Annotated in this window: 16 protein-coding genes and 1 riboswitch; of the genes, 14 read left to right on the top strand and 2 right to left on the bottom strand. The window is 34.8% G+C overall.

All coding sequences use genetic code 11. The features are described from left to right. Window positions 1-44 precede the first annotated feature (44 nt). The 6 genes from MKX67_RS14955 to MKX67_RS14930 all read left to right on the top strand — a co-directional run bounded on the left by MKX67_RS14955 (window position 45) and on the right by MKX67_RS14930 (window position 6,726). A complete protein-coding gene (locus MKX67_RS14955) occupies window positions 45-761 on the top strand; it encodes a response regulator transcription factor (RefSeq protein WP_095372717.1) in 717 nt (238 codons plus the stop codon). Beyond that, window positions 758-2,533: an ATP-binding protein gene (locus MKX67_RS14950; RefSeq protein WP_307313015.1), complete on the top strand. Its 1,776-nt coding sequence runs from the start codon at window positions 758-760 to the stop codon at window positions 2,531-2,533. The genes MKX67_RS14955 and MKX67_RS14950 overlap by 4 nt, the downstream gene beginning before the upstream one ends. Before the next feature lie 405 nt (window positions 2,534-2,938). After that, complete coding sequence (gene sigX, locus MKX67_RS14945; protein ID WP_095372719.1) at window positions 2,939-3,490, top strand: RNA polymerase sigma factor SigX; 552 nt, start codon at window positions 2,939-2,941, stop codon at window positions 3,488-3,490. Beyond that, a complete protein-coding gene (locus MKX67_RS14940; protein ID WP_342488422.1) occupies window positions 3,465-4,763 on the top strand; it encodes a hypothetical protein in 1,299 nt (432 codons plus the stop codon). The genes sigX and MKX67_RS14940 overlap by 26 nt, the downstream gene beginning before the upstream one ends. Before the next feature lie 270 nt (window positions 4,764-5,033). Further along, entirely contained in the window at window positions 5,034-5,708 is a 675-nt protein-coding gene (locus tag MKX67_RS14935) for a peptidoglycan DD-metalloendopeptidase family protein (protein ID WP_095372721.1), read from the top strand. 205 nt (window positions 5,709-5,913) lie between these two features. Next, entirely contained in the window at window positions 5,914-6,726 is an 813-nt protein-coding gene (locus MKX67_RS14930; protein ID WP_095372722.1) for a histidinol-phosphatase, read from the top strand. A gap of 150 nt (window positions 6,727-6,876) precedes the next feature. Here the strand turns inward: MKX67_RS14930 and serA are convergent, their stop codons facing one another. Next, window positions 6,877-8,451 (bottom strand): phosphoglycerate dehydrogenase, encoded by a 1,575-nt coding sequence (serA, locus tag MKX67_RS14925; RefSeq protein ID WP_342488421.1) that lies wholly within the window; start codon window positions 8,449-8,451, stop codon window positions 6,877-6,879. A gap of 262 nt (window positions 8,452-8,713) precedes the next feature. Beyond that, window positions 8,714-8,879, top strand: a riboswitch (FMN riboswitch). Window positions 8,880-9,037: 158 nt separating this feature from the next. On the opposite strand from serA, the gene MKX67_RS14920 reads away from it, so the two are divergent. Next, on the top strand, window positions 9,038-9,622 hold the full coding sequence (locus MKX67_RS14920; RefSeq protein ID WP_095372724.1) for an ECF transporter S component: 585 nt from the start codon (window positions 9,038-9,040) through the stop codon (window positions 9,620-9,622). A 302-nt stretch (window positions 9,623-9,924) separates the two neighbouring features. On the opposite strand, the gene MKX67_RS14915 is transcribed toward MKX67_RS14920, so the two are convergent. After that, on the bottom strand, window positions 9,925-10,173 hold the full coding sequence (locus MKX67_RS14915; protein ID WP_095372725.1) for a ferredoxin: 249 nt from the start codon (window positions 10,171-10,173) through the stop codon (window positions 9,925-9,927). A 312-nt stretch (window positions 10,174-10,485) separates the two neighbouring features. Between MKX67_RS14915 and MKX67_RS14910 the strand changes: the two genes are divergently transcribed. The 7 genes from MKX67_RS14910 (at window position 10,486) to MKX67_RS14880 (ending at window position 16,614) form a co-directional block, all read left to right on the top strand. Then, a complete protein-coding gene (locus tag MKX67_RS14910; protein WP_157733942.1) occupies window positions 10,486-11,541 on the top strand; it encodes a helix-turn-helix domain-containing protein in 1,056 nt (351 codons plus the stop codon). Beyond that, window positions 11,541-13,043, top strand: coding sequence for an ATP-dependent DNA helicase RecQ (locus MKX67_RS14905; RefSeq protein ID WP_328197565.1), 1,503 nt, complete (start codon window positions 11,541-11,543; stop codon window positions 13,041-13,043). The genes MKX67_RS14910 and MKX67_RS14905 overlap by 1 nt, the downstream gene beginning before the upstream one ends. Further along, complete coding sequence (locus MKX67_RS14900; RefSeq protein WP_095372727.1) at window positions 13,033-13,623, top strand: CPBP family intramembrane glutamic endopeptidase; 591 nt, start codon at window positions 13,033-13,035, stop codon at window positions 13,621-13,623. The genes MKX67_RS14905 and MKX67_RS14900 overlap by 11 nt, the downstream gene beginning before the upstream one ends. Continuing rightward, a complete protein-coding gene (locus MKX67_RS14895) occupies window positions 13,620-14,345 on the top strand; it encodes a LysM peptidoglycan-binding domain-containing protein (RefSeq protein ID WP_095372728.1) in 726 nt (241 codons plus the stop codon). Before MKX67_RS14900 ends, MKX67_RS14895 begins: the two co-directional genes overlap by 4 nt. A 62-nt stretch (window positions 14,346-14,407) precedes the next feature. Further along, window positions 14,408-14,866 carry a YpbF family protein gene (locus MKX67_RS14890; RefSeq protein ID WP_095372729.1) on the top strand — a complete coding sequence of 153 codons (459 nt, stop codon included), beginning with the start codon at window positions 14,408-14,410 and terminating at the stop codon, window positions 14,864-14,866. Between the two features lie 312 nt (window positions 14,867-15,178). After that, the gene (locus MKX67_RS14885) at window positions 15,179-16,000 is read left to right on the top strand and encodes a metallophosphoesterase (RefSeq protein ID WP_342488420.1); all 822 of its coding nucleotides are present in this window, start codon (window positions 15,179-15,181) and stop codon (window positions 15,998-16,000) included. A gap of 35 nt (window positions 16,001-16,035) precedes the next feature. Further along, a complete protein-coding gene (locus MKX67_RS14880; protein ID WP_095372731.1) occupies window positions 16,036-16,614 on the top strand; it encodes an adaptor protein MecA in 579 nt (192 codons plus the stop codon). Window positions 16,615-16,624 lie beyond the last annotated feature (10 nt).

Genomic DNA, 16,624 nt, shown 5'->3' with positions numbered 1-16,624 from the left:
CTTTTTTCTATGAAAATAATCTTCATTCTAAAGGAGTGCTATAAATGGATAATGAAGTAAAAGTTTTAGTTGTTGATGATGAAGAGAGAATTCGCCGATTATTAAAAATGTATTTAGAGAGAGAAGACTATGTTATTGAAGAAGCAGAAGATGGTGACGAGGCACTAGATAAAGCACTAACAAATGAATATGATGTCATTCTTTTAGATCTAATGATGCCAGGTAAAGATGGGATAGAAGTTTGTAAAGAAATAAGAGAAAAGAAAACAACACCAATCATTATGCTTACGGCAAAAGGTGAGGAAGTAAATCGCGTCCAAGGATTTGAAGTAGGTACAGATGATTATATCGTCAAGCCCTTTAGTCCTAGAGAAGTGGTTTTAAGAGTGAAGGCATTGCTAAGAAGGTCGTCTAAATCTTCTTACGTCCCACCAGAAACAACTGCTAAAGATATCATTGTCTTTCCTTATTTAACAATAGACAATGATGCTCACCGTGTATTAGCAGATGGTAAAGAAGTAAGCTTGACTCCTAAAGAATATGAGCTGCTTTACTTTTTGGCTAAAGCACCAGATAAAGTATTTGATCGTGAACAGTTACTAAAAGAAGTATGGCATTATGAATTCTTTGGTGACTTGCGTACAGTAGACACACATGTAAAAAGGTTGCGAGAAAAATTAAACAAAGTATCAGAGCAAGCTGCTAGAATGATTGTTACTGTTTGGGGAGTGGGTTATAAGTTTGAGGTTGTAAATGAATGAGGTTATGGCATAGTGTTGTAGGGAAACTATGGGCAACTTTTCTTATACTGGTCTCCTTTGTCTTATTTATTTTAACGGTTATGTTGCTGCAATTCTTTGAGAATTATCATATTGATCAAACAGAAAAGGGGTTGAAGGCAACTGCCAATAAAATAGCAATGATCTTGGAAAAACATGATCGTGAAATAGGACTGGAAATTGCTTGGGAGCTAGTGGATGAAGTGACAAAAGTAATTATTATTGCTGATGATCAAGTGTACTATTCTCCCAATGAAAGTCAAACATTCGAGTTGCCACTATCCTATTTACATGGTGACCCAGATTTAAAAGCTGTTTTTACAAAAAATGAATCAGTTACTAAGGTGTCTTCTTATTTAACAAATGGTGGAGAAGGAAATATAGATAATCCTGATATACTGATTAGCGGGGTCCCACTTCCGCCTTCAAATGAAAGTGATGGTGCAGTATTTATATATCAATCTTTGGAGGTTATGCAAGAAACAACAGAGTCAACAACTAAGTTTACTTTATTAGCCGCTGGGGTAGCGATTATTTTAACAACTATTTTTGCCTTCTTCTTGTCAACGAGGATTACTGCACCACTTAGAAAAATGAAAGAAGCCGTCACAGCAGCATCACGAGGGAATTTTGATACAAAAGTACCTTATCTTTCTAAAGATGAAATAGGTGATTTAGCGATTACCTTTAATCGGATGGGCCGACAGTTGAAATATAATATTGATGCTTTAAGTCAAGAGAAAGAACAATTATCTAGTATTTTAAGCAGTATGGCAGATGGTGTATTCACCTTTAGTAAAGATGGTGAAATTGTGATAACAAATCCACCCGCAGACCGTTTTCTGCGTAATTGGTCCTATGAACGTGAAGATGGTCTCACTAATAGTGTACCTGCTTATGTAATGGAGTTGTTCCAAACAGCTGTAAATACAGAAAGTGAAAGTATAGGTGAAGTAAATATTCAAGGGCGAACGTGGGTAATGATTATTAGTCCTTTATATAATGAAACCTATATTCGGGGTGCTGTTGCAGTTATCCGTGATATGACAGAGGAACGACAACTTGATAAATTACGCAAAGATTTTATCGCCAACGTCTCTCATGAATTACGGACACCAATTGCTTTAATGCAAGGGTATAGTGAAGCAATTGTCGATGACATCGCTGGTACTGAGGATGAAAAGAAAGAAATGGCTAAAGTTATTTATGATGAATCGTTAAGAATGAGTAGACTTGTGAATGAACTACTAGATATCGCAAGGATGGAAGCTGGCCATATTCAGCTTATTCGTGAAGCTGTAGAAGTAAAATCATTTATTCTAAAAGTTACTAGAAAGTTTCAAAGACTGGCGGCTGAAAAGAAAATTATATTAGCTGAGTCATTGGAAGATAAAGGGGTTTGGGCAAGCTTTGATCCTGATCGGATGGAGCAAGTCTTGACCAATCTGATAGATAATGCTATTAGACATACTCCTGAAGGTGGACAAGTCACTGTCGTTCAACGTAGTAACGAAAAAGGGCTAATGATAGAGGTTGTTGATTCTGGATCTGGAATTCCAGAAGAAGATTTGCCATTTGTATTTGAAAGGTTTTATAAAGCAGATAAAGCACGAACAAGAGGAAGATCTGGAACAGGGCTTGGCCTCGCAATTGCCAAAAATATTGTCGATACCCATAAAGGTCAAATCACTGTTCAGAGTAAAATTGGACATGGTACGACATTTTCCATCTTTCTTCCGAAAAGTCATGAATAGTCAGCGCTATTCTTGACGAATTCTCTTGATTCATAAGGAACATTCCAATCATAAAAATGAAATATAGTAACTGCGATTCAAAAAACCGGACATGAACTCCTAATTAAGAGTGCGTGTTCGGTTTTTTTATTCCTGTTTACGTATGAATGTCAATACCACATGGGATTAATATAAGGCCTTCTTTTGAATTTTATCTCTAACAAGTATAAAAGAGCTGGATATGTGATGATTCAGACAATCGATGTGCATTTGGCAAACCATTCATGTCAGAAAACAGAAGCGAAATAAGCAAAAAGAGATTTCCTAAAGAAACCCTTCCATTTTAATTTCATTAATACTATAGTTAGAGTGTAACTTTTTTAATTCTAATAACGACTATTATTTATGAACGGGGAGGGGAAGTTATTGGACTCCGTTTTCGATGAATTATATACAAAATACCATCAGGATGTATTTCAATTCTTATTCTATATGGTGAGAGATCGAGAGCTGGCAGAAGATCTTATGCAAGAAGTATATATAAGAGTTTTGAAGTCATATGATAAATTCGAAGGCAAGAGTAGTGAAAAAACATGGCTATTCTCAATTGCAAGGAATGTGGCCATTGATTCATTTAGAAAACAAAAAGGCTGGAAACAAAAAATAATTGAAAAATTTGATTGGTCAAAGCAACAGATTAAAGATGAACACCCTATGCCAGAGGAAGTAGTTATGCAGAGTCAGGAAATCCAAATGATATATCGGTGCATGGAGAAGTGTTCAGTGGACCAACGAACGGTTATTATAATGAGATATATTCAAGAACTATCCATTGCTGAGACGGCAGCAACTCTAGGCTGGACGGAAAGTAAAGTGAAAACTACGCAACACAGAGCATTAAAGGCTCTGAAGAAAAACATGTCTGACATGTGGGAAAAGGAGGGGTTAAATAGTGAAAAAACAAGATTGGAAAGATGATCACATCGAAGAACTATTGAAACAACTTCCTAAAATTACTAACCACATAAGTAAGCAAGATATGTATCAACAAATGATGATATTTAAAGAGCAGAAGAAAAGAAAAAGGTGGTTAACCCCATCTGTAGCTTCTGCAGTTGCTGTTTTATTGTTATGTATTCTCGTTCCGACCATGATCAATTTTCAAGATTCAGCCGGAAGTAATATAGATGATAGCGAGCAAGAGAATCAATTGGCATCGAATGCGACTCAACAAAAGGAAGTAAACGATGAGATAACTAATGACGAGAGTAATCATACGCAAGAAAATACGGAAGACATAGTAAAGGATGAAGAAGTAACTCCGCAAGAAGATATAGATCAGACGGATGAAATTTATGCTCAAAATGACCAGTCAGAAGAGGCCAATGCCAATGATAATAATGAGCAACCAGTGACACAGCAAATTGAACCAACTGCAGTCTATGCGGAAGATATTAAAGATCAAGAGGAAGTTTTAACTTATTCTATACCGGATCATAATGTTCAAAATTTTATTCCCATTAGTGTGATGGTAAATAAAGAAGCAGATCTTTCTAAAATGGAATTATTCATTAATCATATGTCAGATTTAAAAGAAGCTGAATGGGGGTTAGGGGAGCTAAACCCATTTAATGCGGACTTTCATTATGATACTTCAAATCAAGTGCTTGCAGTTGATTTTCCTGCTGCAACAAATATTTCATCAAGCAGTCAATCAGAAGCAATAAAAGAAATATTAACGGATATGATGGCTGATTTTAATATAGAGAAAATCGATTTATTAACAGATGGTGAACAAGGGCTAGAGATGGGAAATGAAGGCTTTACAGAAGAAATAGATCAAGTTGATACGTCTAATAAATCTGCTTACTATTTTTACTATCCTAACGAAGAATGGACAACGCCTTTCCTTGTTCCGTTTAGAGAAAAAATAAACTCAGTGACAGATGCTTTTGCAGCAATGAAAAAAGGGATTGAAACTTATAACCTGAAAGCTTCTATACCTAATGACATAGACTTTGAAACGGAAGTCGTTTCCGATGAACAATTATTAATTACTTTTGAAGATGATGCCGATATAAAGAATGATGAGGAAACTTTATATACGATTGAAGCGATTCTATTAACAGCCAAGGAATTTGAATATAATGAGGTTAAGTTGGAAAATACCGAAATTGATCAAATTGGTCGGTTTGATTTAGAAAAAGAAATTCAAGTGCCGGTAGCACCTAATAAAAGGGATTTACCATAAGAAAGAATAAAAAGTTGGTAATTATGACTGTAAAAGTCTAATATTACCAACTTTTTTGCGTTTTTGACAAAGGTAATATTGAAAAAAGTAAAACACTCATAACTATAATTTTAAAATAAGGTGCTACATTAAAAAAAGAAAAATTTATTTTTATATACATATTTTTTAAAAACTCGTACATAGTAATGGATGTGTTTTTTGGCAGGATTTGTCGTAATCATAGAGTAATTAATTTGTCTATATAATATAACCGCTATAGGAGGCAAAGTTTTGAAGTATAAAGTAAGCCGTTTATTCATGTTCGGAAGTATATGTTTTCTTTTTTTAATATTCAGTAGTGAAAAAAATGCTTTAGCAGACTCTTGGCCAGAAAAAACAAAAAATTGGGTATGGCCAGTAGAAGGGGTCATCACAGATACATATGGAACTAGAGGAGGACATCATAAAGGGATTGATATTGCTGCAGAGATAGGTACACCTATTCACTCAGTGGATAGTGGAGTAGTTACAAGATCATATTACTCTGATACATATGGTAATGTTGTGTTTATACAGCATCATAACGATACAGAAACCATTTATGCTCATTTGAAAAAGCGTTTAGTATTTGAAGGTGAAGTGATTTCAGCAGGCGATACAATAGGAGAGATGGGGAATACCGGTGATTCCTCAGGGGTTCATTTGCATTTTGAAGTTCACGCAAACGAATGGACCTTTTCTAAGGAGAATGCGCTTGATCCTTTTTTAGTATTTAATCACGATGAGGATACGATACTTGTTTCAGGAAAAATGAACGGACCTTATATGGATACGTATGAAGTGAAAACAGGAGATACGTTATGGTCGATTAGTGAAAGGTATAATGTGACGGTAGCAGAATTGGTAAATAAGAATGGATTGCGGACAGAAAACATATATCCTAATCAAATATTACAGGTTCCCTAAATTGAAAGGAATACATACAAGGTACGTACATGTAATATGAAAATAAATGAAAAGGTTGTATTTTTTTTAAAAATCGCATCTTTTTTCAATCAAAATAATTTGACGCCATTTAAGTATTGATTATTCTAAAAAAATAGTTAAATCTCATTGTCCATGCCTCTTTTAAGGCGTATAATTGTTACATACAATTGAGGAGGCAGGCAAAATGTTAACGGATTATCATAATCATTTAGAGAACGGTACACTTACATTAGACTATTTAGAACAATTTACAAACGCGGCTAATAATAAAAATATTGGTTCATTTGGTATTTCTGAACATGCTTATCACTTTTACCAAACGGCAGATATTCTGCAAAATAAATGGGTAAATGAAAGACGATATTATGATATGAAGGATTATGTATCATTATTTCACCAAGCATGGAATAAAGAAATAGATGTAAAAATGTCCATTGAAATGGATTATACACCTGGAAAGCATAAGGAAATGGAGAAATTCATTCAATCATATGATTTTGATTATGTGATTGGCTCTGTCCATTGGGTAGGTGACTTTGGCATAGATTTAGCTGAGTACAAAAAGGAATGGGAACGGCGCGATCTTTATGATGTATATCGTAAATATTATGATCAGATAGTTACTTTGGCTCAATCTAATCTATTTGATATTGTCGGCCATATTGACTTAGTGAAGATTTTTAAGTATGTTCCTCAGGATGAAGAGTTTCTATTAGAACAATATGAAAGAGCAACTGATGCTTTAGCACAATCAAAAACATGCGTGGAAATTAGTAGTGCTGGTTTAAGAAAACCTGTGGGTGAGCTATATCCAGATCCAAGATTATTACGAAAATGTTTTGAGAAGAATATACCAATCGTTCTATCGTCTGATGCTCATTTTCCCGAGCATGTTGGTGCAGACTTTGATCAATCGCTTGCATTAGCAAAAGAAATTGGATATTCATCCATCATGACTTTTTCAAAAGGTGAACGTAAAGAATATCCTTTAGGCTAGAAATAATGATGAATAGTGCTCAATTTAAAAAAGTCATTCATAAAATGAACAGGTTCTAATTGGAATCTGTTTGTGTTGTGAATGACTTTTACTTTTATCCTAAATATAAAAAAGAGTGGTCGACTGAGGGCCACTCTCTACAAAAAGGAATTATAAAATAATAGGATTAATAGAAACAATCTCATCTAAGTTGTTCAATAAGGAAAGCTCTTTGTCACTTAGTGGTTTGTCAAAAGCTAGCACCATAATCGCTTCTCCACCTGCTTGTTTACGACCTACTTGCATTGTGGCAATATTAATATGGTGATCGCCAAGGACTTGACCTACGTGGCCAATAACACCAGGTCTGTCCATATGTTGAATATAAAGAAGGTTACCTTCTGGTAAGAAGTCAATATTAAACCCGTTTAAATAGACAATTCTTGGCCCATAATGATCAATAAAGGTTCCTCTAACTGTAAATGCATTTTCTTCTCCTTTTGCTGTGACAGAAATGCAGTTGTCATAGCCAAATGCATCGGTGGAAATCTTTTCTCCAACAGTGATACCACGCTCTTTTGCAGTGAGTAACGCATTAACTTCATTCACGTTAACGTCAATTCTACCTTTGAAGAAACCGGACAGCATTGCTTTTGTTAAGTATGCAGTTTCTAAATCTGTCACTGAACCAGAGTAAGTAATAGAGAGTTCATGTACCCCTTCTTTAACACATTGAGTTAAAATATTTCCGATTTGTTTAGAGATTTGGTAAAAAGGTTGTATTTTTTCATAAATGTCTTTGGAGATAGCTGGTAAGTTAATTGAATTAGATACTGGATTTCCTTCAAAGTAAGTCCGAACTTCTTGAGCGACTTGTGTTGCTACATTTAATTGTGCTTCTTTTGTTGACGCACCTAAATGTGGCGTTACAATGACATTTTCATATTTCAAAAGTGGGTGTTCACCAAGTGGTTCAGTTTCAAATACGTCTAATGCAACTCCTCCAACATGTCCATTAGCCACATATTTAGCTAAATCTTGCTCATCAATGATACCACCACGGGCACAGTTAAGTAAGCGAACGCCTTTTTTTGTTTTTTTCAATGCCTCTTCATTGATAATCCCTCTTGTTTCAGGTGTAAGTGGAGTATGAACCGTAATAATATCAGATCTTTGCAGTATTTCATCTAATGTACTAGATTCTACACCGAGTTTTGCTGCACGTTCTTTCGTTAAAAAGGGATCGAATACTAACACACTCATACCAAATACTTTTGCTCGCTTGGCGATTTCACTCCCGATTCTTCCCATACCAACAATACCAAGACTTTTACCGAATAGTTCAGTACCTACATACTGATTTCTTTTCCATTCCAAATTCTTAACTGAGCTATGTGCTTGAGGAATATTTCTCATAAGGGAGGCCATCATAGCAAAAGTATGCTCTGCCGTAGAAATTGTGTTTCCGTCTGGTGCATTTATGACGATAATGCCTCTTTTAGTTGCTGCTGGAACATCAATATTATCGACACCCACACCTGCTCTTGCAATAATTTTTAACTTTGGCATTTCCGCCATTAATTCATCCGTTACTTTCGTGGCACTCCGTACTAACAAAGCCTCAATAGTTGATAAATCAACCTCGGGATCGTCGGTTTTCTTTTGAATAATTTCAGCATTTGTGTCGTTAAGTAAAGGGTATAAGCCTTCTTCACTAATGGCATCAGCCACTAATATTTGATACATGTATGAACCCTCCTAAGTTGGTTACTTAATTATCTGATTATTTTACAAGACGAATATTATTCTGTCAATTGGATTTATTGTTTGTGTTTAAAATGGAAACGCTTTAATGTAGTAAAATAAAACGATCTTCGTGGAAAGAAAATTTTATCTCCTGAAGACAAATGTGCATAATGAAAGGAATGTTTTTAATTCGAGATATTTACTATTTTAGGCTTCACAAATGAATTATTTTTCAGTATAATGAAGTTGTCAAATAAATATGGTCTATCTTCGGGGCAGGGTGAAATTCCCGACCGGCGGTGATAAGTATTTATACTTTAAGCCCGCGAGCCTAAAAGTGGAGTGCAATTAGCACGAAGCGTTTGTATTGGGCAGGATTTGGTGAGAATCCAAAGCCGACAGTAAAGTCTGGATGGGAGAAGATGGAGGTTCTGCTAACGTTCAAAGTATACACTACAAGAACGTTTATTAAGAATGTCTTTGTTCAATTCTCCCTCAAGTTTACTTGAGGGTTTTGTTATGCAAAGACGCTTATTTGCTGAACCTTTCTTCTATAGGAGAGATAGCCTAAAAGGAGAGAGGAAAATTGAAGAAGTTAAATGTCAAAGCTTTTGTTGCAATCGGTATGTTGAGTAGTATCGCGTATATTCTTATGTTGTTAAACTTTCCATTACCACCGTTTCCGAACTTTTTGATGATTGACTTTAGTGATATCCCTGCTTTAGTGGCTGCGTTAATATTTGGTCCGATTGCGGGAATACTGGTCGAATTGTTTAAAAATGTGTTGGATTATTTTATGACGGGAAGTGCTACTGGTGTACCTGTTGGTCATATTGCGAACTTTGTAGCAGGTTTATTATTTATTTTGCCAACCTATTATGTTTATACAAAGATGAAATCCAAAAAAGGTATGACAATAGGATTAATCATTGGCACAAGTGTAATGGCTGTATCCATGAGTTTGCTTAATTATTTCGTCTTTTTACCTGCCTATACAATGTTTTTAAATATGCCCGCTATGTCAGGACCAGAAATGCGTTCAACTGCAGTCATGTTTATTCTACCTTTTAACTTTATTAAAGGAATTTTAATGGCATCGGTATTTATGCTTGTATTTGCTAAGATGAGTAATTGGATTAATAAACAAAGATCGCTAAATACGATTGCTTAATTTATAAAGGAGGCATCTAACTTTGAAAAGTTAGATGCCTTTTAATATATAATTTTATGCCGCTTAAGTAGAATTGTCACTCTTATTCATCATATTACATCATTCGTAAAAGCACCAATGAACTCATATGCAATCTTCGATAACTACTATTTTAATTCCAACTGGATAATTGATGGAGGGAACGATTTTTATTCGAATGAGTATACGAGTATGTGATTCCCTGTAGCTCATAGAAAAAACGAGCAAATCCCTAAAATAGGATTTACTCGTTTTCTTTTTTTACCATTAGATTTCTTTTTGTTCTATTCGTATTTTAACGGATCACCATCAAAGGCATCGTCTGCGACTTTTATTGAGTCAGTTGGACAGCCTTCAAATGCATCCATCATATCTTCTATAAGAACATCGGGAATTTCAACAATTCCTTCATTATCATCTAGTGTTACAAATGCGATGCCCTCATCATCGTAATCATAAATGTCTGGAGCTGCCGCACCACATGCGCCACAAGCAATACATGTTTCTTTGTCAACAATTGTATACTTCGCCATGGAATAACCTCCTATTTAAAATCTTTTTCATGTTAAAGCACGAAAATATCTGCCGAAACACTTACCACATGTTCTATTGTAAATCTGTCTTGTAAACATTTCAATAAAAATCTACCATCTAGAATAGTCTATGGTGGGACTTTTCATCTTGTTCATGATGAAAAATTGACTGATATTATCACGTATATAACGGTTTCATGATACAATAAAATTCAACAAAAAAAATTAAAATAATGTCGAAAAAGTCTGCAAATTCACCACGGAAATGCTATTCTAAAAACTAATTAGTCAATGAATAAAGGGGAGAGAAATGTGAGCGTTATTCAGAAATTGGTCTTATTTTGTCTAAAATCAATTGAGAATCAGAGAACTGCTTATGCCATTTTACATTTGCTTAATGGCAAAAAGTCATCTCAAACAATACAAGATGCTCATTTATTTCACTTGAAGCAATACTTTCATGTGTTACCCCATTTGGCAAGAGAGGAATTTAATCAAATATTAGATCATCTTTTAGAGGAGAAATATGTCACTTGTCTTGGTGAGGGGTCTTATCGAATGACGGAAAAAGGGGATATGTATCTCCAAGAGTTTGCTGAACCAATCATACCTAGCTATCTCAATGGCTGGTCATATAACAGGATGGACAAACTTTTTTGGGAGCGCCTTTCTCTTATGGTTCAAGTAATTTCTAACCTAGTCGCATATAACGGAAGGTATCTCCCTATTCAAAATAATAAACCTGATCTTGATTGGTTAAAGAACTTTATTCAAAGGAATAGAATCAATCGCCATGAGTTGGCAACACAACTGTTTAAGGAGTTACAACAAATTTTAACGAATAAAAAAATTGACCCTCTTATTCTCATTCTAAGGTTAACAGGAAGTAATCGAATTGGCTTAACACAGCAGCAGGCAGCCGAACAGTTGCAAATGTCAATGTTAACCTATCAGTTACATTTTACAAATGTGATTCACATGATATTAACTGAAGTAAAAGAAAATAACACCTCTTATCCGTTACTCGAGCAAATATTAGAGACAAAAGAGACAAATGAGTGGTTACAGCTAACACAATCAACAAGAAAAACAGCTATCTATTTAAATCAAGGATACGATATTGAGGATATTATTAAAATAAGAAAATTAAAACAAGGAACAATTGAAGATCATATTGTGGAATTGGCCATTGTTGATTCGTCTTTTAATATAGATGTATATGTTCCACCAGAAGTACAAAGTAACATTATAAAAACTTCAACGAACGGAATAAAGCAGCTAAAATATATCCGTCAATCAGTTCCTGAAGCAAGCTATTTTCAGATACGGCTTGTACTAGCTAAACATAAAAGTGCGGTGAGCGTATAATGAAACAATTACTGAGAGAAAAATTTGGTTATACGTCTTTTAGAGATGGACAAGAAGAAACAATAAAAGCGGTAGTGGCCGGTAAGCATACGTTAGCCATGCTCCCAACTGGTTCTGGGAAGTCTTTATGTTATCAACTTCCAACATTTATGCTCCCAGGCACAACTTTAATTATTTCTCCACTTCTTTCCTTAATGCAGGATCAGGTAGACCAATTACTATTGATTGGGGAAAAACGGGCTATCGCATTTAATTCTTTTTTAAATTACCAAAAAAAAATGTATGCACTTAAAAATTTGCACCAGTATAAGTTTATTTTTACTTCACCTGAAATGCTGCAATCAAAATTATTCATGGAGAGATTGAGTGAGCTTCATATTACATTACTTGTTGTCGATGAAGCTCATTGTATTTCTCAATGGGGACATGATTTCAGACCGGACTATTTAGCTATTGGCTCTGTAATGAAGGAGTTAGGACATCCGCCTATATTGGCGTTAACGGCTACGGCAACTGATAAGGTGAAACAGGATATTAAACAATCTTTAAACATGCAAAACAGTATTGATATTCTTTATTCAGTTGACCGACCAAATATCTCTTTACATGTTGAGAAAGTTGAAAGCTATCAAGAGAAAATCGATGTGTTAATTAAGAGGGTAAGAGCTTTACATGGTCCAGGTATTATTTATTTTTCTAGTAAAAAAACGGCAGAAGTTTGTGCACAATCATTAAAAGAGAATGGGATAAAAAGAGTGAGCATCTATCATGGCGGATTGAATCATGAAGAAAGAATACTTATTCAGCAACAATACATTCATAACCAACTCGATGTGATATGTGCAACAAGTGCATTTGGCATGGGGATTAATAAAGAAAATATTCGTTATGTTATTCATTTTCATATGCCAATGAATATGGAATCATATTTACAGGAAATTGGTAGAGCTGGGAGAGATGGCAAGCCTAGTCTTGCTTTACTGTTATATGCACCTTTTGATGAACAGCTGCCGATGCAGTTGGTAGAATCAGAACTAATTAATGATAGTCAAATGGAGAATTTAAAACGTTTTTTTTTAACAGATTCCCTAAGGTGGTGGGAGTTAGAAAAATACGAAGAGGATATAACAGTAATTGCTAATCTTAGTGAAACATCTATGCGAATATTAAAGGATTTTCATCGTAATGCTATCCTTGATCATAAGGAGGCAAGTTCCTTAGATGAACTAAAGGTGATTATGAATAAACAATTCCAGCTTAAATTAGGAGCCATTCAAACTGTTTATCAATATATTCATAGTTCCACATGTAGGCGAGAAAAAATCTTACACTATTTTGGTGAAGAGCCGACATTAAATATAGGAGAATGCTGCGATCATTGTAATGGTAGCAACTACCCTGATCTGCAAACTGAAGAGCTAGGGATAATGCCTTTATATGAAAATTGGGAAGAGATCCTACAAGACATTTTATTAAGTGAGACATCCAAAAATGAAGAGTAAATATGAAGAAACCATTCGTTTGTTATCTGATAAAGAATTAAGATTTCATTTATATTTAACACAAGTGTTATTACTTTTCATTGCATTGGTTATTGGCCTATTTCTCTTTCATTCATGGGATTCTTTTTTTGCGCTATTTCAATGGGATGGACCATCTATTGCGATTGGTATATTATCAGGATTAGTCATTGTCATGCTTGATATAATAGGGATGCGGGTCCTACCTCCCTCCTATTATAATGATGGTGGGGTAAATATAAGGATATTCAGCTCACTATCACCAGCCCATATCGTAGTAATTACGTTAATTATTGCCTTTAGTGAGGAAGTGTTATTTAGAGGTGTGCTGCAAACTCACTTTGGGTTGATAGTGACTAGTTTAATCTTTGCTCTTGTCCATTATCGTTATTTATTTCAATGGTTCTTATTTTTAAATGTCGTTTTATTGAGTTTCTTCATTGGTTGGATATATGAATTAACTGGTAATTTGTTAGCGACAATTATTATGCACTTTATTATTGATTGTTTATTGGGGTTATATATATATAAAAGTCAAAGAGCAGGAAGGGAAGATAGATGAATAGAGAGGCATCATATCGGGAGAAGGCAAAGAGAGATCGCCAAAGATTACAAAAAGTAAATGTTAGTGAAGAGTTGTCAATGGCGGAGATCAGCAGTACTAAAGAAAAACAAACAGTGGATAAAAAGTTGGACTACCCACTCATTCGTTTACTTGCAGCATTTTTTATTATGGTACCAATAGTGGCTTTGTCTGTTTATTATCTTGTTCCTATGCTAGCTGATCAGTCTTCAACTTCAGCAGAAAAAGAAGATTTTGAAACTGTTGGTATATCAAATAGCAGTAATAATGGGTCATCACAAAATGTTGCAGCCGCCCCTGATGATAAGGAAGAAGATAAGGAAGAACAAGAAAAGGAGAAAGCAGCTGAAGAGGCAAAATTAAAAGAACAAGAAGAAGCTGAACGAAAAAAACAAGAGGAAGCAGAGAAGAAAGCAAAAGAAGAAGCAGCCAAAAAAGAAAAGGAAGAGGCTGAAAAGAAAGCACGAGAAGAAGCTGTACAAAAAGAGAAGGAATTAGCAGAACAAAAGGCGAAAGAAGAGGAAGCAAAAAAACAAGCAACAAAAGTTGTTCAGCATACGGTTCAATCACAAGAAACAATGTATAGAATCGCTATGAATTATTATAAGTCACCTGATGGGATTGCAAAAATTAAGGCTGCTAATAATTTGCCATCTGAGGAAATTTACGTTGGCCAAGTATTAAGGATTCCCCTCGACTAGTCATGAATCCACTCCTCCAATCATATAATGTGGGCAAGCATAGCTATGACTGGGGGGATTTTATGGAAACAGCAATTAATCAACTAGATGAAAGAACAGACCAAGCAACGAGACAAATGCTTCAAAAAGTAGTTGAAAGAAAAGCGAAATATGATCACTTGAAAGAGTGGCATTTGGTTATTATGTGGCTAGTTGTATTTCTATCATTTGCTTATGTGATTTTTGTGTATTATCAATTTTATTTACCTTATTCCTATTCATTTGCTTCTGTTTTTTCTGTTTATATTAATCATCCATTCAATTTATACAGTATGGTAACGTTGATTGGCTTTTATGGATATATGGTCCTGTTACAACAGAAGCGTGATAAAGCGGAAAAAGAATATCATGCACTTAGATGCGAGATCATCGATAAGAGTAAGGACTTGTGGAAAAAAGAGGATGAGTGGAAAAATAGACATCATGTCTTTAATATGATGAAAAAAAATTATGATATTAATCTGTTTCATGAGAACAAATAATCATAGTTCAAAGCCATAGGGAGTAAAGACATTTAAACCTATCTCATACGAATGAAGAAGCAGAGAAATGAAGAGGAACTGCTGACTAAAACCTACCCCAGTTTGCGATTGCATGACATGAATCATTTGAAAATCTAAGAACTTACAGAACAACTAACGGTGATTCAAGTCATCATAGCGACAATCGGGCAAGTTCACATGAAATATAAGGTTTGTAGAAGCGAAATAAATGATATTTAGGTTGTTCGTTTATAGAGCATCCTTTTTTTATTGACTAACTTAAATTTTAGTACATATAGATGAGGTGGAGTCATGTATATTATTTTAGCAGGTGCATTACTGTTTATTTCCGTTGGGGTCGTCGTTTATATGTATAAGGAAGCACATAAAGATACAATTGAAGTGAGAAAGGTTGCCATACAAGGTTTCCCAGAGAGTCTTGCAGGATTGAACATTTTTTTTATTTCTGATATCCATCGTAGAGAGCTATCAGGAAAGTTGATTCAAGCTGTTAAAGATAGAAAGGTGGATATCGTTTGCATAGGCGGTGATTTAACAGAAAAGGGAGTACCTTTGGCAAGGACGAAACGGAATATAGAAAACCTTGTTTCTATTGCTCCGACTTATTTTGTATGGGGGAATAATGATTATGAAGTGGATTTTCATGAGCTAGATGCATTGCTATTAGATCTCGGAGTGAAAATTCTTGATAATTCAGCAGTCAGTTTTGAAGGCTCAGATGGTAAACGTATCGTGTTACTTGGAACAGATGATTTTAGTAGGGAAAGAGACCAGATTGATCTTGCAATTGAGGATGCTGGGAATGGCTGTCGTATTCTCATGAGCCATGACCCTGGTATTGTTGACTATTTATTACCAGAATATCAAATTTCGTTTATGATGTCAGGACATACCCATGGTGGGCAAATCCGTATCTTAAACTGGGGACCTTATGAAAAAGGTGGGATGAAATATAAGAACGGTATACCTTATTTTGTAAGTAATGGTTATGGGACAACAGCCTTGCCTTTAAGGCTAGGCTCACCTGCACAAACACATATTCTTTCTTTATATCCAAGTTTAGAAGGAAATGTTAAGGACGACTCACCAACTAAAGTATATACCATACACTAATCACAAGAGTCGGTTCTGGGCAGGGGGCAGAAGAAATGCAATTGGAGCGTTTGAATGATAATAAAATTAAAATTTTGCTTACTTTAGATGATTTGTTTGAGAGAGGCTTGTCAAAGGAAGATATTTGGAAGGACTCTTTAAAATGGCATCAGCTTTTTCAAGATATGCTTGAGGAAGCAAGTGAAGAATTTGACCTTGATATATATGGCACAATCAGTATCGAGATTTTTTCAATGCAAATACAAGGAATGGTTATGATTGTAACGATACAAGAAGAAGTAGAAGAAGAATGGCTTAAGGATGGAATCATTGATTTTCAAGTAGATGTAGACAAACAAGATTATATTTTATATGAATTTCATGATTTTGAGAATATTATTTCATTAAGTCACCGGAAAATATGGAAAGAAGAAGTGGTAAATTCATTATATGTGTATAACGGACTTTATTATGTATTGATTGAAGGCAATAGAAAACAAGCGGAAGAAAAACTGATTTCAATTTTAGCTGAATATGGTACCGTTTCTTTTGTTAGTTTATATATTATTAAAGAATACGGAAAAGAATTAATTAGAGACCATGCATTAGAAAAGATCGAACACTATTTTAAATAATGGTACATTC

The sequence above is a fragment of the Cytobacillus sp. FSL W7-1323 genome (assembly GCF_038595015.1).
GTDB classification, from domain to species: Bacteria; Bacillota; Bacilli; order Bacillales; family Cytobacillaceae; genus Cytobacillus; species Cytobacillus kochii.
The sequence above is the reverse complement of the archived record's forward strand: the minus strand, read 5'-3'. Positions and strand labels throughout refer to the sequence as shown.

Bases quoted from the DNA above. Each gene is read 5' to 3' on its own strand.
- MKX67_RS14955 (WP_095372717.1), top strand. From the start codon at position 45: ATGGATAATGAAGTAAAAGTTTTAGTTGTTGATGATGAAGAGAGAATT.
- MKX67_RS14950 (WP_307313015.1), top strand. From the start codon at position 758: ATGAGGTTATGGCATAGTGTTGTAGGGAAACTATGGGCAACTTTTCTT.
- MKX67_RS14930 (WP_095372722.1), top strand. From the start codon at position 5,914: ATGTTAACGGATTATCATAATCATTTAGAGAACGGTACACTTACATTA.
- serA (WP_342488421.1), bottom strand. From the start codon at position 8,451: ATGTATCAAATATTAGTGGCTGATGCCATTAGTGAAGAAGGCTTATAC.
- MKX67_RS14915 (WP_095372725.1), bottom strand. From the start codon at position 10,173: ATGGCGAAGTATACAATTGTTGACAAAGAAACATGTATTGCTTGTGGC.
- MKX67_RS14905 (WP_328197565.1), top strand. From the start codon at position 11,541: ATGAAACAATTACTGAGAGAAAAATTTGGTTATACGTCTTTTAGAGAT.
- MKX67_RS14900 (WP_095372727.1), top strand. From the start codon at position 13,033: ATGAAGAGTAAATATGAAGAAACCATTCGTTTGTTATCTGATAAAGAA.
- MKX67_RS14895 (WP_095372728.1), top strand. From the start codon at position 13,620: ATGAATAGAGAGGCATCATATCGGGAGAAGGCAAAGAGAGATCGCCAA.
- MKX67_RS14890 (WP_095372729.1), top strand. From the start codon at position 14,408: ATGGAAACAGCAATTAATCAACTAGATGAAAGAACAGACCAAGCAACG.
- MKX67_RS14885 (WP_342488420.1), top strand. From the start codon at position 15,179: ATGTATATTATTTTAGCAGGTGCATTACTGTTTATTTCCGTTGGGGTC.
- MKX67_RS14880 (WP_095372731.1), top strand. From the start codon at position 16,036: ATGCAATTGGAGCGTTTGAATGATAATAAAATTAAAATTTTGCTTACT.